Source organism: Demequina silvatica, assembly GCF_000971215.1.
GTDB lineage: Bacteria > Actinomycetota > Actinomycetes > Actinomycetales > Demequinaceae > Demequina > Demequina silvatica.
Genome location: NZ_BBMA01000004.1, coordinates 19858 through 44705, shown reverse-complemented (window position 1 = coordinate 44705; position 24848 = coordinate 19858). Strand labels below are relative to the sequence as shown.

General features: G+C 74.5%; 20 protein-coding genes. 7 read left to right on the top strand and 13 right to left on the bottom strand.

Annotated features, from left to right (window positions below):
* Positions 1 to 63: 63 nt before the first annotated feature.
* Positions 64 to 1422, top strand: a complete 1359-nt coding sequence (locus tag AOM05_RS06055; RefSeq protein ID WP_062520855.1) for a pyridoxal phosphate-dependent decarboxylase family protein — start codon at positions 64 to 66, stop codon at positions 1420 to 1422.
* 94 nt (positions 1423 to 1516) lie between these two features.
* Here the strand turns inward: AOM05_RS06055 and AOM05_RS06050 are convergent, their stop codons facing one another.
* Together AOM05_RS06050 and AOM05_RS06045 are read right to left on the bottom strand one after the other, a co-directional pair.
* On the bottom strand, positions 1517 to 2734 hold the full coding sequence (locus AOM05_RS06050; RefSeq protein ID WP_228373225.1) for a cobalamin-independent methionine synthase II family protein: 1218 nt from the start codon (positions 2732 to 2734) through the stop codon (positions 1517 to 1519).
* A 160-nt stretch (positions 2735 to 2894) separates the two neighbouring features.
* Complete coding sequence (locus AOM05_RS06045) at positions 2895 to 4070, bottom strand: aminotransferase class I/II-fold pyridoxal phosphate-dependent enzyme (protein ID WP_062520329.1); 1176 nt, start codon at positions 4068 to 4070, stop codon at positions 2895 to 2897.
* A 154-nt stretch (positions 4071 to 4224) separates the two neighbouring features.
* On the opposite strand from AOM05_RS06045, the gene AOM05_RS06040 reads away from it, so the two are divergent.
* Complete coding sequence (locus AOM05_RS06040; protein ID WP_156165075.1) at positions 4225 to 4863, top strand: Pr6Pr family membrane protein; 639 nt, start codon at positions 4225 to 4227, stop codon at positions 4861 to 4863.
* Positions 4864 to 4963: 100 nt separating this feature from the next.
* Positions 4964 to 6349, top strand: a complete 1386-nt coding sequence (gad, locus tag AOM05_RS06035; protein WP_082097325.1) for a glutamate decarboxylase — start codon at positions 4964 to 4966, stop codon at positions 6347 to 6349.
* Here gad and AOM05_RS06030 read toward each other — a convergent pair whose 3' ends face one another.
* Entirely contained in the window at positions 6350 to 7027 is a 678-nt protein-coding gene (locus tag AOM05_RS06030) for a hypothetical protein (RefSeq protein WP_062520324.1), read from the bottom strand.
* 165 nt (positions 7028 to 7192) lie between these two features.
* Here AOM05_RS06030 and AOM05_RS06025 point away from each other — a divergent pair, with 165 nt between their 5' ends.
* Positions 7193 to 8080, top strand: coding sequence for a C40 family peptidase (locus AOM05_RS06025; RefSeq protein WP_062520322.1), 888 nt, complete (start codon positions 7193 to 7195; stop codon positions 8078 to 8080).
* Here the strand turns inward: AOM05_RS06025 and AOM05_RS06020 are convergent.
* The gene (locus tag AOM05_RS06020) at positions 8077 to 8697 is read right to left on the bottom strand and encodes a GyrI-like domain-containing protein (protein ID WP_062520320.1); all 621 of its coding nucleotides are present in this window, start codon (positions 8695 to 8697) and stop codon (positions 8077 to 8079) included. The genes AOM05_RS06025 and AOM05_RS06020 overlap by 4 nt on opposite strands.
* A 61-nt stretch (positions 8698 to 8758) precedes the next feature.
* Here AOM05_RS06020 and AOM05_RS06015 point away from each other — a divergent pair, with 61 nt between their 5' ends.
* The gene (locus tag AOM05_RS06015) at positions 8759 to 9661 is read left to right on the top strand and encodes an aldose 1-epimerase family protein (RefSeq protein ID WP_062520318.1); all 903 of its coding nucleotides are present in this window, start codon (positions 8759 to 8761) and stop codon (positions 9659 to 9661) included.
* A gap of 16 nt (positions 9662 to 9677) precedes the next feature.
* Here AOM05_RS06015 and AOM05_RS06010 read toward each other — a convergent pair whose 3' ends face one another.
* From AOM05_RS06010 to AOM05_RS05995, 4 genes are all read right to left on the bottom strand, one after another.
* Positions 9678 to 11558, bottom strand: coding sequence for a hypothetical protein (locus tag AOM05_RS06010; protein ID WP_062520316.1), 1881 nt, complete (start codon positions 11556 to 11558; stop codon positions 9678 to 9680).
* On the bottom strand, positions 11555 to 14416 hold the full coding sequence (locus AOM05_RS06005; RefSeq protein WP_228373233.1) for an MMPL family transporter: 2862 nt from the start codon (positions 14414 to 14416) through the stop codon (positions 11555 to 11557). The genes AOM05_RS06010 and AOM05_RS06005 overlap by 4 nt, the downstream gene beginning before the upstream one ends.
* A 143-nt stretch (positions 14417 to 14559) precedes the next feature.
* Positions 14560 to 14841, bottom strand: a complete 282-nt coding sequence (locus AOM05_RS06000; protein WP_062520311.1) for a hypothetical protein — start codon at positions 14839 to 14841, stop codon at positions 14560 to 14562.
* Between the two features lie 3 nt (positions 14842 to 14844).
* Positions 14845 to 15357: an LURP-one-related/scramblase family protein gene (locus AOM05_RS05995; RefSeq protein WP_062520309.1), complete on the bottom strand. Its 513-nt coding sequence runs from the start codon at positions 15355 to 15357 to the stop codon at positions 14845 to 14847.
* 149 nt (positions 15358 to 15506) lie between these two features.
* Here AOM05_RS05995 and helR point away from each other — a divergent pair, with 149 nt between their 5' ends.
* Positions 15507 to 17690: an RNA polymerase recycling motor ATPase HelR gene (helR, locus tag AOM05_RS05990; protein WP_082097323.1), complete on the top strand. Its 2184-nt coding sequence runs from the start codon at positions 15507 to 15509 to the stop codon at positions 17688 to 17690.
* Between the two features lie 11 nt (positions 17691 to 17701).
* Here helR and AOM05_RS05985 read toward each other — a convergent pair whose 3' ends face one another.
* On the bottom strand, positions 17702 to 18370 hold the full coding sequence (locus AOM05_RS05985; protein WP_062520305.1) for an SDR family NAD(P)-dependent oxidoreductase: 669 nt from the start codon (positions 18368 to 18370) through the stop codon (positions 17702 to 17704).
* A gap of 40 nt (positions 18371 to 18410) precedes the next feature.
* Entirely contained in the window at positions 18411 to 20033 is a 1623-nt protein-coding gene (locus AOM05_RS05980) for an alcohol dehydrogenase catalytic domain-containing protein (protein ID WP_082097322.1), read from the bottom strand.
* Between the two features lie 160 nt (positions 20034 to 20193).
* Between AOM05_RS05980 and AOM05_RS05975 the strand changes: the two genes are divergently transcribed.
* Positions 20194 to 21522 (top strand): flavin monoamine oxidase family protein, encoded by a 1329-nt coding sequence (locus AOM05_RS05975; RefSeq protein WP_062520304.1) that lies wholly within the window; start codon positions 20194 to 20196, stop codon positions 21520 to 21522.
* Between the two features lie 10 nt (positions 21523 to 21532).
* On the opposite strand, the gene AOM05_RS05970 is transcribed toward AOM05_RS05975, so the two are convergent.
* The 3 genes from AOM05_RS05970 to AOM05_RS05960 all read right to left on the bottom strand — a co-directional run bounded on the left by AOM05_RS05970 (position 21533) and on the right by AOM05_RS05960 (position 24760).
* Positions 21533 to 22375, bottom strand: coding sequence for a phosphatase PAP2 family protein (locus AOM05_RS05970; RefSeq protein ID WP_062520303.1), 843 nt, complete (start codon positions 22373 to 22375; stop codon positions 21533 to 21535).
* Between the two features lie 86 nt (positions 22376 to 22461).
* Positions 22462 to 22956 carry a hypothetical protein gene (locus AOM05_RS05965; protein ID WP_062520302.1) on the bottom strand — a complete coding sequence of 165 codons (495 nt, stop codon included), beginning with the start codon at positions 22954 to 22956 and terminating at the stop codon, positions 22462 to 22464.
* Positions 22957 to 23086: 130 nt separating this feature from the next.
* Entirely contained in the window at positions 23087 to 24760 is a 1674-nt protein-coding gene (locus tag AOM05_RS05960) for an alpha/beta-hydrolase family protein (RefSeq protein WP_062520300.1), read from the bottom strand.
* Between the last annotated feature and the right edge of the window lie 88 nt (positions 24761 to 24848).

Sequence of the window (24848 nt, the reverse complement as noted above, 5' to 3'; positions counted from 1 at the left end):
CTGCGCCCATAGTCTGTCCCGGTGATCCCCAACCCCGGCCCCGAGGACATCCACCCGCAGCGGATGCACGCCGTCTCCCCCGAGAGCCACGCGATCGTCGAGGCGGTGCTCGACTACTCGCGGCGCCGCGTCCTGTGGGAGGACATCCCTCTCGACGTGCCCGCGACGCCCGCCGAGCTGGCCGCGCAGGCCCCCGCGTCGATCACGGCCGAGGGGATCGGCGCGACGCGCGCGCTCGCGCTCTTCGGCGACGTGCTCGCCCCCACGTGCCTGTCCACCGACCACCCGGGCTACCTCGCGTTCATCCCGTCCGCGCCGAGCAAGGCGGCCTCCGCGTTCGACCTGGTGGTCTCCGCCTCGTCCATCTACGCCGGATCGTCGCTCGAGGGCGCCGGTGCGGTGCATGCGGAGAACGAGGTGCTCGCGTGGCTCGCGAGCGAGTTCGGGCTGCCGGAGTCCGCCGGCGGCGTGTTCGTCCAGGGCGGCACCATCGGCAACCTCTCCGCGCTGGTCGCGGCGCGGGACGCCGCGCGCCGGCGCAACCGCGAGGCCGGCCGGCCCGACCCCGCGCGCTGGGCCGTGGTGTGCAGCGGCGAGTCGCACTCCTCCGTCGAGTCCGCGGCCGCGGTCATGGACATCGACGTGGTGGGGATCCTGCCCGACGCCGACGGGCGGCTCCACGGCCATGCGGTGGCCGAGGCCATCGCCGAGCACGGGGACGCGGTGTTCGCCGTGGTCGCCACCGCGGGCACCACCAACTTCGGGATCGTCGACGACATCGCGGGCATCGCGGAGGTGACGCGCCGCCACGGCGTGTGGCTGCACGTCGACGGCGCCTACGGCCTCGCCGGGATGCTGGTGCCGCGGATGCGCGCCGCGTACGCGGGCGTGGAGCACGCCGACTCGTTGATCGTCGACCCGCACAAGTGGCTGTTCGCGCCGTTCGACGCGTGCGCGCTCATCTACCGGGAGCCGGAGGTCGCCCGCCGCGCGCACACGCAGCACGCCTCCTACCTCGACACGCTGACCGAGGCCCCCGAGACCAACCCCTCGGACCTGTCCGTCCAACTCACCCGCCGCGCGCGCGGGCTGCCGCTGTGGTTCTCGCTCGCGACGTACGGCACGGACGAGTACCGGTCCGCGATCGAGCACGGGATCACGCTCGCGTCCCGCGTCGCCGACGAGATCGCGCGCCGCGACGGGCTGTCGCTGGTGCGGCGGCCGCAGCTCTCGGTGGTGGTGTTCCGCAAGGACGGATGGACGCGGGCCGACTACGACGCGTGGTGCGCGGGCCTCCTCGCGGACCAGCGGGCGTTCGTGGTGCCCAGCTCGCACCACGGCGAGCCGGTGCTGCGCTTCGCGATCGTCAACCCGCTCACCACCTTCGCGCTGCTGTGCGAGGTCCTCGACACGCTCGCCTGACCCGCGAAGCCGGCCGGCGCATCGTCCCCGGGGAAGCCCGGAGACGCCGCGACCCCGCGCCTCACCAGGGAGGACGCGGGGCCGCGGGAACGGGTCAGCCGTCGAGCAGCGCGGCGGCGCGGCGGGCGCCCTCGCCGAGCGACTCGAGCTTCGCCCAGGCGATCTGCGGGTGGATGCGGCCGCCCAGGCCGCAGTCGGTCGAGGCGATCACGCGCTCGGGGCCCACGATCTCCGCGAAGCGCACGATCCGGTCGGCGACCAGGTCCGGGTGCTCGACCACGTTGGTGGCGTGGCTCACCACGCCGGGCAGCAGCACGGTGTGCTCGGGCAGCTCGACGTCGCGCCAGACCTTCCACTCGTGCTCGTGGCGGACGTTGCCCGCCTCGAAGGAGATGACGCCGGCGTTGATCTCCGCGACCAGGTCGACGATGTGGCGCAGCTCGAGGTCCGTGGTGTGCGGGCCGTGCCAGGAGCCCCAGCACAGGTGGATGCGGACCTGCTCGCGCGGGAGCCCCTCGATCGCGTGGTTGATCGCGTCGATGCGGGTGCGCAGGAACGCGCGGTAGTCGGCCACGGACGGCTCGGGGTTGATCTGGTCCCAGGACTCCGCGAGCGACGGGTCGTCGAGCTGCACCGTGAGGCCCGCGTCGGTGATCGCCTTGTACTCCTCGCGCATGACGTCGGCCCATGCCCAGATGTGCTCCTCCTCGGTCGGGAAGAAGGAGTTGCCGATCCGTGCCGCCGAGCCGGGCGCGAGCGACGTGATGAAGCCGTCGGTGAGGCCGTGGGCGTCGAGGCCCGCACGGAGGCTCGCGATGTCGGACGCGATCGCGTCCTGACCGCGGTAGGACAGCGGGCCGACGGCCTCGGGCCAGAACGGCGGGTCGCCGAAGAGCACGCCGGAGGTCGGGTCGAAGTACGCCTCGGCGAAGCGGACCCAGTCGCGGCGGTCCGTCATCGAGGTGAGCCGGATGTTGCCGGGGGTCGAGCGGACGGGCGCGGGCGGCGGGGTGTCCTGCGAGGGCAGCGCGAGTCCGGCGGTGCGCTGGAACGAGTACGACCACCAGGCGCCGAAGTCGTGGGCCGCGGTCATGGCCTTGCCGTACTCGCCGTCGCCGACGATGGTGATGCCCGCGTCGACCTGCTTCTTGACCAGGTCCGAGACCGCCTGCGCGGCGCGCTCGCGGTACTCGGGCGTCTGGACCAGCGTGAAGCCGTCCTCGGCGACCTCGAGGGCCTTGGTGGCCTCCACGAGCTCGGGCGATCGCGGCAGCGAACCCGCGGTGGTGGTCTGGATGGTCAGGTCTGACATCGAGGCTCCTCTGTGCGCGGGCGTGCGACCCGCGTGGTGTGCAGGGACGGCCCGCCGGCAATGCCCACCCGTGGTGGATCCGAGGCCTCGTTTGATGCGCGGCGGCGCGGCCATTGTGCCCGGTCCCAGCGACGGGCGGCAAACCGGGGCGACGCTCCCGTCACGGGCGCGGCGGCGCCTCGGCGAGCAGGGCGGGCAGCGCGCGCTCGATGGTCGCCATGGTCGCGGTGAGGCTGAGCCGGAAGTAGCCGGGCCGGTCGAACAGGCTGCCCGGCATCACCAGCACGTCGCGCTCCGCGAGCCGTGCCGCGAGGGCGTCGCCGTCGCCGTCCGGCGCCTCGGCCCAGAGGTAGAAGGTCCCCTCGGTGCGCGCGACGCGGAAGCCCGACTCGACGAGCGGCCCGCGCAGCCGGTCGCGCCTGCGCGCGAGCTCGTCCACGTCGATGCCCACGTGCTCGAGGTCCGGCACCGCGTACTGCATCACCGCATCGGGGAAGCCCCACCCGACGGCGAGCTGCGAGGGCACCAGCGCCTCGCGGAGCCCCTCACGGTCCGCGGCGGGGACGCCGGGGCCGATCGCGAGGTATCCGAGGCGCTGGCCGGGCGCGAGCAGGACCTTGCCGTAGCTGTAGTCGATCAGGGTCCACGGGTACACGGCCGCGGGGCTGGTGAAGCCGATGCCGTCGAAGCGGATGCGGCGGTAGGGCTCGTCGGACAGGATCCAGATGCGGCGGCCGATCGCGGCGGAGCGCTCCTCCAGCACCGCCGCGAGCCGCTCGAGCTGGGCGCGCGGATAGACGCGCCCGGTCGGGTTGGCCGGCGAGTTCACCACCACCACCCTGGTCCGCGCGGTGACCGCGGCGCCGATCGCGTCGACGTCGAGGTCGAAGTCGGCGCCGTCGAGCGCGACGGGCACGGGCTCCATGCCGTGCATGCGCAGCATGGGCGCGTAGCAGAACCAGCCAGGGACGGGGATGATCGCCTGGTCCCCCGCGTCGGCGACCAGATGGAGCGCCAACGCGATCGCGCCGAAGGCGCCCTGCGTGAGAGCGATGTCGGCGGCCTCGCACGCCAGCCCCACGTCGTCCCGCAGCCCGGTGGCGATCGCCTCGGCGGCGCCGAGCTCGTTGGTCTTGTACGCGAACCATTGGTCGGACCGCGGCTCGAGATGGGTCCGCATCGCGTCGACCAACCCCGGCAGCGGTGGCTCGTGGGGGTTGCCGAACGTGAGGTCGGCGATGCCGGGCTCGTCGGCCCGTGCCCCCACGGACGCGAAGAACCGCGTCACGGCCTCGATCTCGCCGCGCGCGGCGAGCGCGCGCTCCGACAGCTCCACGCCGACCCCCTCGCCCGGCTCCGCGCCGGGCCCCCGACCATCGTCGCCGCGACGGCGCGGCCCGGCAACCGGATCCGCCGTCGCGCCATGTGTGAGCGAAGACACGCGCGGAGGTTCTTCAAGCCGGGATAAAGATTTGGTAACGTCCGGTGGCGTGAGCAAAGACGCCACCATCCGGACGTTGCGCCTCATCGGCGCGTCCATCATCCTGTCCGCCCTGGGATTCCAGGCCTGGGCGGACCTCACGTTCGGCACGTTCACGTGGGGCCAGCTGCCGGGCTACTTCACCCCGCTGGCCAACCTCGCGGGCATCATCGCGCTGCTGGCCGCCGCGCGGGTCGGCAGACCCGAGCCGCGCTGGGTGACGGTGCTGCGCGTCAACTCGGCGACCTACCTGGTGGTGGTGGGCGCGGTGTACTGGCTGCTGCTCGCGCCGTTCACCACCCCGTACTTCCCGTGGGCCAACGCGATCCTGCACGGCGGCGCGGGGCTCATCCTGGTCGCGGACTGGGTGCTGATCGGCGGCCGCCGCCGGCTCCCGCTCGGCACGCTGTGGAGCGTGCTGGCGCTGCCCGCCCTGTGGGTGTCCTACCTGCTGTTCCGTGCGTTCCTCGACGGCTGGGTGCCGTACCCGTTCCTCGACCCCGCGCGCGGGCTCGCGGCGATCCTCGCGACCATGGGCGCGATCGCCGCCGTGGGCCTCGCGGTGTCCGGCCTGCTCCGGGTCCTCGCCGTCCTGCGGCCCGCGAGCTTCTGGCCCGCCCGCGTGCCCGCGCGCGCCCGGCGCGACTGACGCGCCCCCCCAGCCCGCGCATCGTCCCCCGCCCTGCGGCCCGAGCGCCACGGGGCTAGCGTGGTCGGGGAACCCAGCCACGAGGCCGAGGGGGGCCATCATGACGACCGCATCCGGCAGCCGCGACGGCGAGGTCACCTCGCCCCCGGGCTTCACCAACGACTACGACGACTTCGCCGAGCCGTGGTTCACGCTGCCGCCGGGTAGCATGGCGCCCGAGCTCGCGTACCAGATCGTGCACGACGAGGCGATGCTCGACGGCAATGCGCGGCTCAACCTCGCGACCTTCGTGGGCACGTGGATGGACGAGCACGCCAACCGCCTGTACGCGCAGACGTTCGACAAGAACATGATCGACAAGGACGAGTACCCCAAGACCGCGGAGATCGAGACGCGGTGCTGGCGCATCCTCGGCGACCTGTGGCACGCGCCGGACCCCGAGCGGACCATCGGCACGTCGACCATCGGGTCCTCCGAGGCGGCGATGCTCGCGGGGCTCGCGCTCATGCGGCGGTGGCGCGCCCGCCGCCGCGCCGCCGGGCAGCCCACCGACCGGCCCAACCTCATCATGAGCGCCGCGGTTCAGGTGTGCTGGGAGAAGTTCTGCAACTACTGGGACGTCGAGGCGCGCCTGGTGCCGGTGTCGCTCGCGCACCCGACGCTCGACGGCCACGACCTCGAGGGGTACGTCGACGAGAACACCATCGGGGTGGTGGCGATCATGGGCGTCACCTACACGGGCGCGTACGAGCCGGTCGAGGCGATCGCCGCCGCGCTCGACCGCATCCAGGCGGACACCGGGCTCGACGTCCCGATCCACGTGGACGGCGCCTCCGGGGCGATGGTCGCCCCGTTCATCCAGCCCGACATCTCGTGGGACTTCCGCGTCGACAGGGTGGTGTCGATCAACACGTCCGGGCACAAGTACGGCCTGGTGTACCCGGGTCTCGGGTGGGTGGTGTGGCGCACCGAGGAGCACCTGCCCGAGGACATGGTCTTCTCCGTCAGCTACCTCGGCGGGGACATGCCGACCCTCGCGCTCAACTTCTCGCGCCCCGGCGCGCAGGTGTTGCTCCAGTACTACCTGTTCCTCCGGCTCGGTTTCGAGGGCTACCGCGCGGTCCACTCGCACACCAGGGACGTGGCGCTCTACGTCTCGGGCGAGATCGGGCGCATGGGCCCGTTCGAGCTGGTGAGCGACGGCAGCGACATCCCCGTGTTCGCGTGGCGGCTCAAGGAGGGTCACACGGACAACTGGACGCTCTACCACCTGTCCGACAGGCTGCGGGCCCGCGGCTGGCAGGTGCCGGCCTACCCGATGCCCGAGGACCTGCAGGACGTCACGGTCCAGCGGATCGTGGTGAGGCGCGGCCGCCGCTCCGCCGCGCGCGACTTCCTCGAGGACTTCCGGGCCTGCGTCGAGTACCTCGACAGCCTCGACGGCCCGATCCCCGTCGAGCGCACCGGATCCGCGTTCCACCACTGATCACGCGGTCGACGTCCCCGGCACGACCTCCGCGGTGGCGCCCGGGCGCACCAGCACCGCGGCGGCCAGGAAGCACAGCGCGCCCACGAACGTGCCCAGGTTCGCCCACATCAGGCTGACGAAGGACCCTGTCTCGGGCACCACGTAGGCGCCGATCGCGGACGCGCCGAACGCCACCGAGCCCGCCATCCCCAGCCACGCCGCCTCCGGCGTGCGCGCCCGGAGGTGCCACAGCTCGTCACGTCGCCGCGCCGCGCCCAGCGCGAGCGCGCCCGAGATCAGGAACGCGAGCGAACCCCAGGCGTTGGACCGCCAGCCGATGCCCACCGCGTCCGGCGCGCGCAGCGCGGCGACCATCGCCGCGAAGGTGCTGAGGTTGAACATCACGGTGCCGGCCGACTGGATCGCGGCGGCCCACCAGTCGAGCCGGTCCGCTCGCGTGGCCGCGCCGCGCGGCAGGTGGCGTCCGCTCAGCAGGAGCTGGATGGCGCCCGCGAGCGTGAACAGCACGGACCCCGTGAAGAACGTCACACTCGTCGCGACCGCGCAGACGGCGTCGGCGTACCAGGGCAGGGCGCCGACCGCGAAGCACAGCGACCCGAGCGCGAACCCCCATGCCTCCGCCCGCAGGCGGACGTACCTGCGACGAGACACTCGCGCGCGGGCGTCGCGGTCCATGCCTCGACCGTAGCGGCGGCGCGTCGGCATGGCGCGGGGACGATGCGCGGGCCGGGTCTGCGACACGCGTCGCCGGGGCGGCCGACACGCCGCGGACGGCGTCACGGGCGGGCGCTCCGTTACCAATTTGTTATCGTCGTGCGAGCCGTACCAAGGAGTCACCCGTTGTTCACGTTCCACTCGCCGTTCCACCGGCCCGGCCACCGCCGGGCCTCCGCCGCAGTCGCCGGAGGTGCCCTGAGCATCGGGTACGCCACCGCCGCGTTCGCCGCTCCCGCGGCAGGCACGCCGGCGGAGCAGCCCGTTCAGGAGCAGGTCCGGGCCTCGCACACGACCGTCGCCCCCGTCGAGGCGGCCGAGGACGCCCGCTGGGGCGCCCACCAGATCTCCGACGTCGAGGTGACGCCGCTGTGGGAGCAGCCGGCGCAGATCCGCAAGGCGCGCGCCCGCGCTGACGAGCCCGAGGCGGTGGCCGCCGCCGCGGTCAACCTGCGCTCGGACGCCTCGCTCAAGGCCGAGCCCCTCACCGTGGTGCCCGAGGGCACCGAGCTGGGGACGGATGACGACGCGGTGACGGACGGCGAGTTCACGCTCGTGTACACGGCGGACGGGCTCACCGGCTACGTGGCCACGCGCCTGCTCGACGACTACGTCTCGGACGCCGTGGGGACGTCCTCCGACGCGTCGACCGCCTCCGGCGGGTCCGCGGCGGACGTGTCCGCCTACACCAGCTCGATCACGGCCGCCGCGCTGTCGCGCGTGGGCTCGGTGTACGCGTACGGCGGCTCCGGCCCGACGGTGTTCGACTGCTCGGGACTGGTCGCGTGGGCCTACGCCCAGGTGGGCAAGAGCCTTCCGCACTCCTCGAGCGCGATCCGCGCCGTGGGCACCGTGATCCCGTCCTCGGAGGCGCGCCCCGGAGACGTCATCTGGTCCCCCGGCCACGTCTCCATCTACCTCGGCAACGGCCAGCAGGTCGAGGCGCTGAACCCCGGCAGCGGCGTCCAGCAGACCAGCATCTGGCAGTCGAGCCCGGTGTACCTGCGCTTCTAGGAAGTCCGCTCGACGGGCTGCCGCAGGATGGTCCGCTGCCGCGCGGGCGGCGTGCGACGCAGGTCGCTGAGGTAGATCTCGTGATGCCGGCCCGTGGGCCGCAGGCCGTGCTCGGGCAGGAACTCCTGGTGGAGCCTGGCCAGCGTGGGGCCTTCGTCGTCGAAGGACCCGACGTGCAGCGTCTGAGCGCAGGTGCCCTCCTCGAGGGTCTCGAACCGCACCTCGTGGAGCCGTTCCGGCGGGCCCTTCGCCTCGAGCCCGGCGCGGCAGAGCTCGACCAGGTCCGCGCCGACCCACTCGGGGATCATCACCATGAGGGTCCACGACCACGCGGCCTTGTCCCGAGCCGCGAAGGCGGCATGGTCATCCGCCCACCACAGTCCCTCGAGCGGCATCACCACGTGGTCGCGTCCCAGCTCCCGGCTGCTCGCGAACTTGAGCGCGTACGCGAGGGGGAACAGCGCCGCGATGCCGGCGCCGAACGCGGGCGTGACATTGGGATCGCCAGAGCCGTCGATCATGAGGTACGTCGCCGACGGGACGTCGACCAGCCGGAAGCGGTCCCGCCTCGCCTGGTAGGCGTCGAGCGTGCGCTTGAGGTCGACCTTGGGCTCCACGCGTCCAGTCAAGCACCGCCCCGGTCGAGGGTCCCGGTGACGACGCGGTAGTTTTTCCGGCATGAGCCACCTGTCCGGAAGCCAGATCACCATCGCCCACGGCGACGCCGTCGCCACCATCGCCACCGTCGGTGCGGCCCTGCGCGAGCACGCGGTGGGCGGCCGCGACGTCGTGATCCCGTTCGGTGCGGACCAGATCGCGCCGGCGTTCCACGGCATGGTGCTCGCGCCGTGGCCCAACCGGATGCGCGACGGACGGTACGCGTTCGGGGGACGGGACCTCCAGGTGCCCGTGTCCGAGCCCGACCGTGCGGTCGCGCTGCACGGGCTGGTCTGCTGGGAGAGGTGGGAGGTCGCGGAGTCGACCTCGAGCTCCGTGACCCTCGCGCTGGACCTGCCCGCGAGCCCCGGCTACCCGTTCCAGCTCTCGCTCGCCACCACGTACGCGCTCGCCGACGACGGCCTCACCATCACCACGACGGCCCGGAACGCGGGGGCCGAGGCGCTCCCCTACGGCGTGGGCTTCCACCCGTGGTTCGCGCCCGGCGGCACGCCGCTCGACGAGTGCACCCTGCAGCTCGACGCGGCCTCACGTGTCACGGTCGACGACCGCCTCCTGCCCGCCTCGGAGGTCCCCGTCGACGGCGACTTCGACCTCCGCGCGGCCCGCTCGCTGCGCGGCATCGCGTTCGACGACGCCTGGGTGGACCCGATCCTCGACCCGGCCGGGAGGTCGTGGGCCCGGCTGGGCTGGGCCGACGGCGCCTCCGTCGACATCTGGGCGGACGCGGAGGCCACCGCGTGGCAGGTGTGCACCGGCGACCAGGTCCCCGGCGTACGCCGCGCGGGCATCGCGATCGAGCCGATGTCCTGCATCGCCGACGCGTTCCGCACCGGCGACCGGCTCATCACGCTGGAGCCGGGTGAGACGCACGCGCTGGCGTGGGGGTTCTCGCTGAGCTGATCCGCGCCGCCTCCGGTCAGTCGACCGGCTCCGCAAGGCCGCGGGTGCGCCGTCGCGCGACGCCCACCATGACCAGCAGGGCCGAGGTGACGGCGACGAGCCCGAGCGCCACCAGCGGGCCCGTCGCGCTCCCGACCCCCAGGCTCGCTCCGAGCGCACGCCTGACCATCCGGACCGGGAGGAGCGCGTCGACGGTCGCGAGGGCCGGTGGCACGGTCGAGGACGTGCCGACCGCCAGCGCGATCACGCCGATGACCACCGCGAGCCACCGGCCCGCTCCCCCGAAGGCCGCGGCCAGGGCCTGGTTGGCGAGCGCCAGCACCGCGCCGGCGCCCCCGCACATCGCGACGAAGCCGACCCGTGATGTCGCACCCGCGTCGACGAAGCCGGCGACCGCGAGGCCCACCAGCAGGCCCTGCACCAGCCCCAGTCCCACCGTCGCGCCGCCCGCACGGGCGGCCACCGCGGGCGTCGAGGCGGCGGTCGCGAGGCGACGCCGCGGCACCGCGCGCCTGCCGAGCGCGATCGCGATCCCGCCGACCCACAGCGCGACGGCCGCGAACAGCGGCACGGACACGATGCCGTCGGGAGCCGCGTCGAGATCCGTCACCACGGGCCGCGCGGCCACGCTCGACAGCGTGGTGATGCCCGCCTGACCGTAGGTGGGGATCTGGTCGGCGGCGTCGTCGAGCCCGTCGGCGAGCTGCTGGGCGCCGTCGTCCAGGTCGGCGGCGCCGGACTCGGCCCCGCTCGCGCCGTCCTCGACCTGCCCGCCGGCCTGTGCCGCGTCGGACGCCCCGCCCGCGACCTGCTCCGCGCCCGCATCCGACTCGTCGACGCCGGTCACCAGCGCGGGCATCGCGGCCGCCAGCTCCGCGTTGCCCACCGCCACCGCGTCGGCGCCCCGGGCGAGCGTGGCCACCGCCCCGGCGGCGGCCGTCGCGCGCTCGGCCAGTCCGGTTGCGCTCGCGCATCCCGGCTGCCGGGGCCGGCCGCAGAGGTCCGTCGCGAAGGCCTGCACCGCGGCGGCGCTGGACGCGAGGAGCGCCGCCTCGGCATCGAGGGCGGCCGCGACCTCCGCGGATCCCTCCGCGAGCTGCGACGTCTCCCCCGGCAGCCCGCTCACCGAGGTCGCGAGGGTGCCGAGGCCGCGCGCGAGGGAGGCCGCGCCCGTGTCGAGCGAGTCCAGGCCTCGGCTCAGCTCCGCCGCACCCTGCGCGAGCTCCGCCGTGCCGTCCGCGAGCGAGTCTGCTCCGTTGGCCAGCTGGGCCGCCCGGTCCGCCGCCTGCGCCACTGACGCCTGAATGGAGTTGAAGCCCTCGTAGAGCTGGGTGAGGTAACGCTGGGTCAGCTGCGCGTCGAGGCTCGCGACGGCGGCCTGGACCACGACGGCGGTGAGGGCGGGGTCGAGGAAGGCGGTGGCGGGCGTGGTGGTGACGTGGATGGTCGCGGTGACGGCGTCGCGCGCGGGGCCGGACAGCGAGGTCGCGTCGGCGGAGAAGGACGGCGGGATGCGCACGATGGCCGCATAGCGGCCGGCGTCGAGGCCTGCGTTCGCGTCGTCGGCGTTCGTGAGGACCCAGGTGAAGCCCTGCTCGGCGGGCGCGGGCGATGCCGACGCATCCGGCCCGGGGTCGCGCGGCGCGCCCGCGCCGGCCTCGCCGCCGATGAGCTCGGCGGCGAATTCCCGCCCGAGCGGCACCGTCTGCCCGTCGAGCTGCACCGGCTGGTCCCCGTTCACCACCGCGGCGGTGATCCGCTGCAGGTCGCGCCCCGGCGCGGCGAGCGCCCAGGACAGCAGGAGCGCGACGGCCACCGGCACCAGGACCACGCCGGTCGCCGTGCGCCAGGACCACCGCTCCGCTCCCGCGGAGGCGTCGAACGGCCGCCCGCTCACGCCGTCGCTCCGGCGGTCGCGGGCGTCGCGGCCTCTCCCGACGCGAGGCGCACATCCGGCAGCCCCTCCACCAGGTCCGCGATCGCCTCGTGGGCGGGGCACGAGACGACCAGGGTGACCGGGACGCTCGCGTTCCCGTCCGTGCCGCCACGGGCGGAGCGCAGCACCCCCGCGAGCTCCTCGCGACGCGGCCCGGCGGGCACCGCGTCCGCGCCATCGACCGCGATCACGCGCACCCGGGCGTGCGCGAGGGCGTCGAGCAGGCGGGCCACGGGATCGCCGCGGGCCCCCAGGCGCACGTACGCGGAGCGGCGGCGCACGCTCGCGGCGCGCACCGGCAGCACCAGGCCGTCGACCTTGGCGAGGCCGTCGGTCACGGCCGCGCGGCCGGTCAGCGCGAGCAGCACGGCCGTGCGGTCCTCGGCAGACCCGCCCTCGACCACCAGCACGTGGCCGCCCGGCACGGCGACCGTGACCTCGAGCTCGGGTGCGTCCCGCACCCGCATCCGCTCGACTGCGATGGCGGGCGCGCTGCCGCCGGGCGGCCACGGGGCGAGCGAGTCCTCGACGGCGAGGTCCGCGCCCTCGATGTCGACGCGAGGGAGCAGGCGGTCGAGCGTCCGCGGGAACCACCAGGCCGCGTGCCCGAACAGCGCGAGCACCGCGGGGATGAGCGTCATCCTCACCAGGAACGCGTCGCACGCGACGCCGACGGCGAGACCCAGCGCGATGGGCTGGATCGACGCCTCGCCGCCGCGCACGAATCCGCCGAAGACGGCGGTCATGATGATCGCCGCCGCGGTGACCACGCGGGCCGATCCGACGAACCCGGTGTGGATGGCGCGCCGCGGGTCGGGCCGCTCGAGGTAGTGCTCCCGCATCCGGGACACCAGGAAGACCTCGTAATCCATCGCGAGCCCGAACAGCACCCCCATCACGATGATGGGCATGAAGCTGATGATCGAGCCGACGTGCGCGACCGAGACCGGTTCGGCGAGGTGCCCGTCGACGAACACGAGCGTCGCGGCGCCGAACGCCACCCCGATCGACAGGAGGTAGCCCAGGGCGGCGGTGATGGGCACCACGATCGACCGGAACACCATCGCCAGCAGCACCAGCGACACCCCCACCACCAGCAGCGCGAAGGGCGCGAGCGCCGCGCCCAGCTGGTCGGAGATGTCGATCCCCACGGCGGTGTAGCCCGTCACCGACAGCTCGACGGCGTACTCGTCGAGCCACCGCGGCTCGAGGGCGCGCAGCCGGTGGACCAGGCGCTCGGTCTGCTCCGAGTCGGGCGCGCCCGACGGCACGGCCTGGATGATCGCGGTGTCGCCGGTCTGGTTCGGGGTCGCGAGCACCACCTCGGCCACGCCCGGCACCGCGGCGACGTCATCCCCGAGGCGGTCCACCAGCGTGACCGGGTCCGTGCTCTGGATGACGGAGCCGGTGAGCAGCAGCGGGCCGTTGAAGCCGGGCCCGAAGTGCTCCGCGATGAGGTCGTAGGTGACGCGGCCCGGGCTGCCCTCGGGCAGGGATCCGGAGTCGGGCAGCGCGAGCCGGATCCCGGTGGCCGGGATCGCGGCGGCGGCGAGCAGCGCGACCAGCAGCACCACGGTGACCGCCGGCCACCGGGTGGCGGCGCGCACCCAGCGTCCGAACACGCCCGCGACCGGCGCCTCGGGCGGCGGCTCCTCCGGCTCGGGCGGCGGATCGGGAGGCTCCTCCACCGGCTCGCCCGCCGCCTCGGGCGGCGGCTCCTCCCCACCCTCCCCCGGCGGACCGGTGGCGGGCGCGGACCCGGCCGCCGCATCGTCCCCCTGCCCGCCCGCGCCCGGACGGTCCCGCCGTCGCAGCACGCGCCACCCCGCGAAGCCCAGCAGCGCGGGCGTGAGGGTGAGCCCGATCAGGGCCGCGGAGGCGACACCGAGCGCGGCCGCCGCGCCCGTCACGGTGAGGAACGGGATGCCGGCCACCGCGAGCCCGACCAGCGCGATGATCACGGTGGTCGCGGCGAACACCACGGCGGAGCCGGCGGTCGCGATGGCGCGCGGCGCGGACTCCTCGGGCGTCATTCCCCGGCGCAGCTGGTCCTGATGGCGGCTGATGACGAACAGCGCGTAGTCGACCCCGACCGCGAGGCCCAGCATCACGGCCAGCAGGGGCGCCGTGGACGTGATGGTGACCCAGCGGGTGACGGCGAACACGAGCGCGACCGCGATGCCCACGCCGAGCGTCGCGGTCGCCAGCGGCATGCCCGCCGCCACCAGGGACAGGAACGTGACGGCCAGCACCGCGTACGCGATGCCCAGGCTGGTGACCTCGCTGATCCCGATGCTCGCGTCGGTCTGCGAGTACAGCGCGCCGCCCACCGCGACCTGCGAGCCGGCGGGCAGCTCGCGCTGCAGGCGGGCGCCCTCGCGCTGGAGCCGCTCGGAGGTGGACGGCAGCACCTCGGGCGCCTGCACGGTCAGCTGGATGGGCACCAGCGCCGCGGAGCCGTCGGGGGCGACGTTGCCCGTCGCGGCGCCCGAGTACGGAGAGCTCGCCCCCGCGACCTGGTCGACGCCCTGGATCCGCGTCACGGCGTCCTCGACGGCGTCGCGGAACGCGGCGTGGCGCACGTCCCCGCCGGGCGGCGCGACCGCGACCAGCTGCGCCGAGGTGCCGGAGAACTGGGGGAACGTGCGGGCGAGCGAGTCGAGCGCGTCCTGCGACTCCGTGCCGGGGAACGTGTAGCTGTTGGTGGTCCCCGTCCCGACGGCGGCGGACGCGCCCAGCACCGCCACGAGCGCGACGATCCACCCGGCGAGGACCAGGCGGCGGGCGCGGAAGGCCCAGCGTCCCAGGGCGAAGAGCATCGCTGACACCGGCTCACCTCGCTCCGCTCGCACCGGCGGAAGGGCGTTCCAGTGTGAGGACTCGTCACGAATGCTGCGCGTTCGTCAGGATACGACCGGCCCGGAGGCGCGGCAACGCGAACGGCCCGCGGCCGGCGCCCCCGTCAGACCTCGGTGAGCGCGAGCCCGTCGATCGGGACGCTCTCCCACCGCTCGAACGGGTCCTCGGCCACGGCGGCGCGCGCGAGCGGCGCGAGGCGACGGAAGTCCTCCTCCGAGTCGAAGATCGCGAGCCCGACCAGGCGGTCGGAGTCCGCGTCTGCGAGCGTGTGGATCGACACCAGGCCGCGCTCGCCGCGTATGGCGGCGCCGTAGCGATGCATCGAGCCGATCAGCGCCTCCCGATGCTCGGGGTGCGGGTGGTGGATCGACATGAGCACGAACACGGCTCAGTCCCTCTCGACCCACCTGTCGATCGCCCACACGATCGCGAAGGCGAGCCCCGGCTCGACGCCCTGCCACACGTCGAGCGTGTACTTGTCGCGCACGGTCAGCCACTTCTGGGTGATCTGCAGCACCACGCCGCCCTGCGCGTTGCGGACCGTGTAGTCCTTCTCGATCACGTTGCCCTCGAGCAGCCACTGCTCGCCGGACTCGAGCGTCACGTCGATCTTGTCCTTGATGAACTTGAAGGCCTGCGAGTGCAGATGGGCGACCGGCGCGCCGGACGCGTCGGCCACGTCCATGCGCTTGGGGATGCCGAGCATCTTGCCCGTGACGGTGAACAGGGTCGCGCCGTCGGGACCCTGCACCTCGGCCTTGGGCCGCGCGCCCACCTTGCCGTCGACGAAGAAGAGGTCGGCCTCCGTCGCGGGGTCCAGGATGCGGAAGTCCCGTCCCATGCCGAACTTGCTCTTCATCAGGTAGCGCGTGTAGCCCTCGGGCACGTCCGGCACGGTCATGGTCTCCCCTTCCACGGTTGCGCCCACCCTAGCGGCGCCCCCGGGTCGGGACCAGGGACGATGCGGCGGCGCGGTTCCCTCTCACCGTCACCATATCGCGGGGCCGGGGGCTTGCGGCAAGGCCCCCGTGCGGGGCGATGATCGACGTCATGTTCGCCCTGCCCGCCCGCCTGTCCGCCAAGTCCTCCCCCGCGCTGATCGAGGCGGATGCGCGTCATCTCGCTCGCGTCGAGCGGGCCGTCGCGGGCCAGCTCGACGTGCTGCGCGCGCGCCTCGAGGCCGAGCGCCTCAAGCCCGGCGGCGGCGGCCAGGCGACGGTCGAGCGGGATCTCGAGGTGCACCGGCTGGGCGCCCGGGTGCGCGCGCTGGAACGCTACGGCCGCGATCTGTGCCTCGGGCGCATCGTCCACGGGGACGGCGCGATCACCTACATCGGCCGGCTGGGCCTGACCGACGGCGACGGGGACCGCCTGCTGGTCGACTGGCGCTCCCCCGCCGCCGAGCCGTTCTTCGGTGCGACCGCCGCGCGGCCCATGGGGATGGCGAGCAGGCGGCGCTACCGGTGGACCGGCGGGCGGATAGTCGACTACTGGGACGAGCCCTTCGGGGACGACGGCGCACCCGGGGCGGACGTCGCGCTCGACGAGGACGCCGCGCTCATGGCGAGCCTCGCCGCGAGCCGGTCCACGCGCATGCGGGACGTGCTCGCCACCATCCAGGCGGACCAGGACGCGATCATCCGGGCCGGATCGGCGGGCGCTCTCGTGGTGGACGGCGGGCCCGGCACGGGCAAGACGGTGGTCGCGCTGCACCGCGCCGCGTACCTCACGTACGCGGACGCGCGCCTCGCGGCCCAGGGCGGCGGGGTGCTGGTGGTGGGGCCGCACCGTCCCTATCTCGCGTACATCGCCGACGTCCTGCCGAGCCTCGGCGAGGACTCCGTGCGCACGTGCACCGTGACCGACCTGGTGCCGGAGGGCGCCGCCGCGGTGCCGGAGCGCGACCCCGCCGTCGCGCGGCTGAAGGCCACGCTCGACCTCGCGATCGACGCCGCGGTGGCGCTGTACGAGGAGCCGCCGGGCGACGGCCCCGTCATCGTGCTGGGCGAGGACGAGCTACGCGTGACCGCCGCCGACTGGGCGGAGGCGTTCGCGGCGCCCGAGCCGGGCACGCCGCACAACGACGCCCGCGACCAGGTCTGGGAGGCGCTGCTCGCGATCCTGCTCGACCGCCTGCGCGGCGCGGGGGACGATGCGGGGGCGGGCTCCCCCGACCTCGACCAGTTCGACGCGTACGGGCTGGGCGTCGACGACCCGGACGCGGCGTTCCGCATGGCGCTGACGCGCGACCGCGGCCTGCTCGAGGCGATCGGCGCCTCGTGGCCCATCCTCGAGCCCACCGACATCGTGGGCGACCTGCTGACGGTGCCTGCATACCTGCGCAGGTGCGCGCCGTGGCTGTCCGCCGCGGAGACGGCCGCGCTGCGCCGCGACGTGCCGGACGCGTGGACGGTCGCCGACCTGCCGCTCATCGACGCGGCGCGCGACCGGCTGGGCGATCCCGAGCGGGCGCGCCGGGTCCGCGGCGACCGGCTGCGACGCGAGGCGCACCGGGCCCGCATGCGCGAGGTGGCCGAGGATCTCATCGCGGCGGACGACACGGAGCTGCGGGTCATGTCGATGCTGCGCGGCCAGGACCTTGGCGCCACGTGGGAGGGCAACGTCGTGGGCGACGAGGACGGCGGCGACCGGCTCGCGGGGCCGTTCGCGCACGTGGTGATCGACGAGGCGCAGGAGCTCTCCGACGCCGAGTGGAGGGCGGTGCTGCGCCGCTGCCCGTCGGGCAGCCTCACGGTGGTCGGGGATCGCGCGCAGGCGCGGCACGGGTTCGCGGAGCCGTGGGAGGAGCGGCTCACCCGCGTGGGGATGCGGCAGGTCCGCGTCTCCCGGCTCACGGTCAACTACCGCACGCCCGCGGAGATCATGGCGCACGCGGCACCCGTGATCCGCGCCGCGCTGCCGGATGCCAACGTGCCCGAGTCGATCCGCTCAGGCGGCGAGCCGGTGCGGCGCCTCCCGCGAGCGGCGCTGCCCGCACTGCTCGACGGGTGGCTCGCCCGTCACGGCGAGGGGGTGGCATGCGTGATCGGCGATCCGGGCGTCGCGGAGCGGCCGCGGGTCCGCTCGCTGTCCCCCTCCGAGTCGAAGGGCCTGGAGTTCGACCTGGTGGTGCTGGTGGAGCCCGAGGCGTTCGGCGACGGGCTCACGGGCGCCGTGGACCGCTACGTCGCCATGACGCGAGCGACGCGCGAGCTGGTGATCGTCGAGGGCTGACCGGGGAGCCGCTACTCCCGGCCCTCGTCCAGCGGGATGAGCATGGTGCGGAAGTCGCCGTCCTCGCGGTGGAGGCCCCAGATGCGGTCGGCGACCTCGTCGAGCGTGTACCGCAGTTTCGGGATGGAGCCCGGGATCACCAGCTGGGCGACCCGGACGCCCGAGCCGGCCAGCGCATCGTGCAGCATCTCGCCGTAGGCGCTCTCCGCGGGGAAGGCGACGGACGTGCCGGCGAAGCCGTGCCGGGCCTGCACCGAGGTGCCGCCGTTGATGAGGACCACGCTCCCCTCGCCGGCCGCGCGCATGGCGGGCAGGACGGCGCGCGCGGCGTGGATGAGGCCCAGCGCGGAGAAGCGCAGCGCCTCGAGCGCGAGCTCGGGCGTGAGGTCCAGGACCGGCTCGAGGTAGGTGCGCGACGGCAGCGGGCTGTACTGGAGCACCGTCACGGGTCCGAGCTCCGCGGCGGCGTCCGCCAGCGCGGCCTCCACCGAGGCGCCGTCGCGCACGTCGGCGGCGTAGCCGCGGGCCGTGATCCCGCCCTCGGCGAGGTCCGCGGCGAGCGCGTCGAGCTTGGCCTGGTCCCGCGAGATCAGCGCGACGGAGAACCCCTCGCGGCCGAACCTGCGGGCGACCGCCGCACCCAGTCCCGGGCCGGCGCCGATGATCGCGATCGTGGGCATGACTGTCTCCTTCGACGGGAAGCGGGGCTCGTCTCCGACCCTAGCGCGCGCGTCCGGCGGCGCGCTCCGGCAGCGGGCCCGGCGGGTCGCCCGGCTCGCGCTCGAGGAGGAAGTAGTAGTCGACGTCGCCGTCCCGCGCCCCACGCCCGGCCATGACGCCCAGCAGCGTGTCCGCGTCGACGCGCACGAAGTGGTCGTGGACGGGCCGCGAGTCGTAGGTCATGGTCGCGGTCACCCGGCCGCGGTGCACGGAGTCGCTCAGCCACGCGCCGCCGCCCGCGAGGGCCGCGTCCGCCACGAGCGCGCCGTCCGGGTCGCGGCACACGATCGGCTGGACCGCCCGGTCCGACGCGAAGTTCTTGCCGAACCACGCCGCGCCGGCAAGCGTCGCGTGGATGCGATGGCCGGTGTCGATCCCGGTGCCGCGCCACAGCCCGCGCAGGTCGTCGGCGCGCGCCGGCGGCAGGACGTCCCACAGCGCGGCGAGCACGGCGCTGTCACCCCGTCCCGCGGCGGCGATCCCGCGCACGCGCTCGCCCGCGGTCGGCGCGCCGGCCGCAGCGCTCGCCGACGGCTCCGCCCCGTCCATCACCAGCACCGCCTTCACCGCTCCGCCGGAGCGCGCGGCGACCACCGCATCGTCCACCCGGGCGAACGGGAACGTGGTGACCAGCCGCTCGAGCGGCAACACCCCGGCCCGCCACAGCCCCACCAGCAGGGGGATCGCGTGCGACGGCACCGCGTCGCCCTCGATCACGCCGGTGAGCGTGCGGCCCCACAGGAGCGCGGTCTGGCTCACGGTCACCGGGTTCACGCCCGGGCGCAGCGCCACCGTCGCGCAGATCCCGGGCGAGGCAAGCGCGCGGAGCCCGAGGTCGGTGGTCTGCTGCGTCCCCACCGTGTCGAGGACGGCCGCGAAGCCGGGGCCCGCGTCCGCCGCCTGGTCGGGCGGCACCGCGAGGTCCGCCCCCAGCTCGAGCGCGAGCGCGCGCCTGCCCGGATCCGGCTCGACCACCGTGATGCCCGCCACCCCGATCGCGTGGGCGGCCATCACCGCCGCGAGGCCCACCGTGCCCGCGCCGATCACCAGCAGCCGGTCCTGGTGCCCGGGACGCAGCACCGTGAGCACGGTGCCCGCGCCGGTGAGCACGCCGCAGCCCAACGGCGCGGCGAGCGCGAACGGGATGTCGTCGCCGACCTTGACCACGTTGGTCGCCCGCGCGATCGCCCGCGTCGCCCACGAGGACTGGCCCATCCATGCGGCGGCGACCGGCGCATCGTCCCCCGTGCGGACCGTCGCCGTGCCGTCCGTGCGGCCGCCGCGGTAGTTGCGCGCCGCGAACTCCTCGCAGTACGCGGGGTGGGCGTCGCGGCAGCGCGGGCACCTGCCGCACGAATCGAAGGTGAGCACCACGCGGTCGCCCGGCGCGAGGTCCTCGACCGCGGCGCCCGCCTCGAGGACGGTGCCGGCGCCCTCGTGCCCCAGCACCGCCGGGAAGGCGAAGGGCGCTCCCCCGTCGATCGCCGTGAGATCCGTGTGGCAGATGCCGGAGGCGGCGACGTCCACCAGGACCTCGTCCTCGCGGAGGGCGTCGAGCCGCACCTCGCGCGGCCGCGGCACCGCCCCCGTCGCCTCCACCACGGCCGCCATCGCCATCCGCATGGGAACCCCCTCCGTACGTCGCTGTACGCGCGGGTCCAGTGTGCCGGTCCCACCAGGGATTGTCACGCATCTTGTTAATGGCGGTTCACATGTGTTCCCGGTCCCGCGCACTGGCGCGGTAGTGTCCGTCCCACCGGCACGCGCGAGGGAGCCTGAGGCGATGGAACGCTACGACACGATCGTGGTCGGGGCCGGCGTGTCCGGCCTCGCGGCCGCACGCCTGCTGCACCGCGAGGGCCGCCACGTGATGGTGCTCGAGGCGCGCGACCGGATCGGCGGGCGCGTGTGGACGCAGCGCGAGGGCGGCACGGTCACCGACCTGGGCGCCTCGTGGATCCACGGCGTCGCGGGCTGCACGGTCGCCGCCGCGGCGGGCGCGTTCGGCATGCGCATGCACGAGTTCACGGTCGGCAGCTACCAGGTCGACGGCCGGCCCATCGCATACTTCTCGACCCAGGGCGAGAGGCTGGGGGACGATGCGGCGGCCGCCTTCGCCGCGGACGTGCGGGCGGTCGACGCGGCGCTGGCGGAGGCGATCGCGGACTCGGGGGCGCTGGATTCTTACCGGGACGTGACGGAGCGCGCGCTCGCCGCGCAGGGGTGGGACTGTGAGCGCGTCTCGCGGGTGCGGGAGTTCCTCGAGCACCGCACCGAGGAGCAGTACGGCGCGTGGATCGAGGACCTCGCGGCTCACGGCCTCGACGACGACGCGGTCGAGGGCGACGAGGTGGTGTTCCCTGACGGCTACGACCGCCTGCCCGCGGCGCTGGCCGCGGGGCTCGACGTGCGGCTCGGGCACGTGGTGACGCGGGTGGAATGGGCGTCCGACGGCGTGCGCGTGCACGTCGGGGACGGCTCGTTGCTGGTCGCGGCTACCGCGGTGGTGACCGTTCCCGTGGGCGTGCTGCGCTCCGGGGACCTCGAGTTCTCGCCGACGCTGCCCGAGCCGGTCGCCGGCGCGCTGAGCCGGCTGGAGATGAACGCCTTCGAGAAGGTGGTCCTGCGCTTCCCCACGCGGTTCTGGGGCGAAGGCGCCTACGCGATCCGACAGCAGGGCCCGGAGGGGCGCTGGTGGCATTCCTGGTACGACCTCACGGACCTCCACGGCACCCCGACGCTGCTGACGTTCGCGGCGGGTCCGGCGGCGCGCGAGATCTCCGGGTGGAGGCCTGACCGGGTGGCCGCGTCCGTGATGGCGCAGCTGCGCCGGCTGTACGGCGCGGACGTCCCCGAGCCCTCGCGCGTCGACGTCACCGATTGGCAGTCCGACCCGTTCGCGCGCGGGGCGTACGCCTACATGGTGCCGGGCTCCACCACCGGCGACCACGACGCGCTCGCCACGCCGGTGGGCGGCGTGCTGCACCTCGCGGGCGAGGCGACCTGGACCGACGACCCGGCGACGGTGCCGGCCGCGCTGCTGTCCGGACATCGCGCGGCCTCGCGTGTCCTGGGCCGCGAGGTCGCGATCGAGCGGCTCTGGACGGCGTGAACGAGGCCCCCTAGAGGGGCCACCGCAGCGGCGCCAGACGCCTGATCAGGATCCGCATGGTCCACCAGGCCGCGGCGACCACCGCAGCGCCGGCGAGCACGTCGAGCGTCCAGTGGTTGCCGGTGCCGATCACCACTACGGAGGTGGCCGCCGGGTAGAGCCATGCCACGATGCGCACCAACAGGTGCCGCGTCGCCGCCGCCACCGCGACGGCGCACCACACCGCCCAGCCGACGTGCATGGACGGCATCGCCGCGAGCTCGTTGGTCATGCCGCCGAGCCCCTTGGGCGACGAGGCGTCGTGACCCCACCAGCCGACGTCGGACGTGTACGCGAGCACGTCGACGTAGCCGCCGTACAGCCGCGGCGGGGCCGTGGGCACCAGCAGGTACATCGCGAGCGCCACGATGGTCGCGCCGGCGAGCGCGGTGCGCGCGAGGCCGTACAGGGGCCGGCGCGTCCGCCAGAGCCAGATGAGCACGCCCGCCGTCACCAGGAAGTGCGCGGAGGCGTAGTAGAAGCTCGACGCGACGGCGAGCGCGTGATGGTCGACGAAGAACGCGTTCCATGCCTGCTCGACGTCGAGGCGGAGCACCCGTTCGACCGCGAGGATGTCCCGAGCGTTGCCCGTGGCGATGGCCATGCTGTCCGAGGCCAGGCTGCGGACCAGCGAGTAGAGCACGTAGAGGCCCGCGAGCAGCGCGAGCTCCCTCGCGGCGGGCGAGAAGCCGCCGCGGGTCGCGGGAGCGCTCTCCGCCGCGGGCGGGCTCGCGGGCGCGGGTGCCGGCGCGGCGGCGGGCGCGGGCGCGTCGGGCGCCTCCGCCTTGACGGACGTGTCGGCAGGCTCGGTCACACCCCGGACAGTAGTCCCTCGTTCACCCGATATTCATCCCCCTTGCGGACGAGGGGATGTCTCCGCCGCTGCGCGGTAGCGGCTTCTCAGGCCCGTACCGGGGCGAAGCCCAGCGAGATGCCGCCGTGCGACTCGGTGCAGATCACCTCGACGCCGCCGTTCCGCGCCGTGCCGGTGGCAAGGCCCGTGGCGACGTCGACGGGCGCGCCGCCCGCCGCCGCGATGGCGTCCTCGACCACGGCCGGGTCGATCGCGAGCGAGGCCGCCAGGTCCTCGGCGAGCTGCCGCAAGCCGGTGGTGGCCGCGGAGCCGCGCGCGTCGAGGATCACCGTGCCGTCCGCGGACCGGTCGAGCGCGCCGCCCAGGTCGATGAAGTACTTGACCTCCGCGATGTTCGCGTCGATCGCGCGGTCGAGGGCACGCGCGTCCGTGGCCGCGGCGGTGACGGGCTCGGCCGCCCGGGCCTGCGTCGCCGCCACGGGCCCGGGGATGAGCAGCGCCCCGGCCGTCATCATCACCGCGGCCGCGACGCCGAGTCCGGCGCCGGCACGGAGCGAGGCGGTGTCGTGGGTGGCGGTCATGGCGGGGCTCCCTCCTGCCGGCGGGACGTCCGCCGGAGGCCTCCAGCGTCCCGCGACGGCGCGCGCGGGTCATCGTGCGCGCGCAGACACCTGCGGGTACCGCGATCGCGGTACCCGCGTCGGGGGTGCGTCAGTTGGAGACCGGCGAGAACGTGTCGTACTGCTCGATCACGAACCGCACGCGCTCGACGGCCTCGTCCGAGAGCCCGGCGTCTCCGGTGACCTGGTGCAGGCCGTCGACCGCGAGGTTGCCGTACTTGTGGCCCGCGTCCTCGGGCACCGCCGTGGACAGGATGAGGTCGATCACGCCCTGGAAGGCGGTCACGACGGGGATCCACACCATGTCCTCGCTCACCTGCTCCGAGCGCTGGCCGTCCTCGAGCCACTCGGGCTTGGACCAGATCACCCGCGGCCCGATCCATACGATCGGGTCGTTGCCGTGCTGCAGGTACGCGACCCGGGTGGGCTCCCACGGGCCGGTGAGCGTCTCGAGGCCGCCCCACGCGTCGGACCAGCGGACCTCGAGCCCCTCGTCGAGCACGGGCAGCGGGTACGGGCTGCCGGCGTCGCGGGCGTCCTGCGCGGCGCTCCACACCGGGGTGAAGGAGGGCGTGCCCGCGAGCACCGCGCCCTGCGTGGAGGCGCGCAGGTCGTCGATGTCGTCGTAGGCGGACTGGATGCCGAAGCTGCCGAGGCTCAGGCCGTAGACCACCAGCTGGGGGCGGTCGTCGGCGGGCAGCTCGTTCCACCAGGCGGTGACGGCGTCCACCAGCGCGGTGGTGCCGTCCTGGGAGAGCTCGGGGGTGAGCAGCGCGGAGACGGGGCTGCCGGTCGCGCCGTACTGCAGGCTCACGATCGCGGTGTCGCCCGCGTGAAGGTACTCGAATCCGTCGATCGCGGCGGGGTCCAGCCAGCCGGAGCCGGTGGTGCCGGCGATCATGAGGATCGACCGGTCGGCGGCGCCCGTGCGCTCGAGCTCGTCGACAGCGAGCTGCGCCTTCTCCTCGAAGCTGCCGGGGACGTCCACGCCCACGTAGACGCGGATGGGCTCCTGCGCCTCGACGCCGGTGACCAGCTCGATCTCGTCGGCGGTCGGGCCTCCGGCGACGATCTTCACGCCGGCCTGGCCGATCTGCTCCCACGGCACCAGGCTGTCGGGGCTGCCGGAGCGCAGCGCGCTGGTGGGCTGCACGTACTCCGGGTCGTACTGGCGGTTGGCGTGCTCGGACGCGAGGGTGAGCAGCCACGAGAGCACGGACAGGCCCACGGAGAACACCACGAGCATCGCGACCACGGTGGCGGCGCCGCTGCCGGCCCGCGCGAGCCGGGGCCGGGTCTCCTGGCCGGGCATGCGGGGTGAGATCAGCGCCCACAGGCGGCGGTACCCCGCCGCGACGCCGCGCCCGATCGCGAAGGCGAGCCAGGACCCGGCGGCGAACGCGAGCGCCGCGACCAGCCAGTCGAAGCCGTCGGTGGCGGGCATGCCGACGGCCTCGCGCACCGAGTTCTGCCAGTCGACCGCGAACGGCATGATGACGGCGGCGCCGGCGACGCCGATCAGCGCGACGATCCAGGCGCGCGCCTCGGCGGCCTGCGGGAGGCGGCCGCGGGACAGCCGGGCGATGCCGCGCCACGCGAGCACGCCGATGCCGTAGCCCACGCCGAACGCGAGGCCAGACACGAGCCCCTGGCCCCACGCCGGACGCGGCAGCAGGGACGGCGTCAGCGAGACTGCGACCGCCGCGAGACCGACCGCCGCTCCAGCGATGTCGAGCCGCGACCCGATGCGCACCACCTTGACCATGTACCTCCCCCTTCGTCGCGCTCACAGTAGCGGTCCCGCATGTCCGGAACGTGTCGCAACGCCCGTCCGGGAATACCTCGACGTGCGC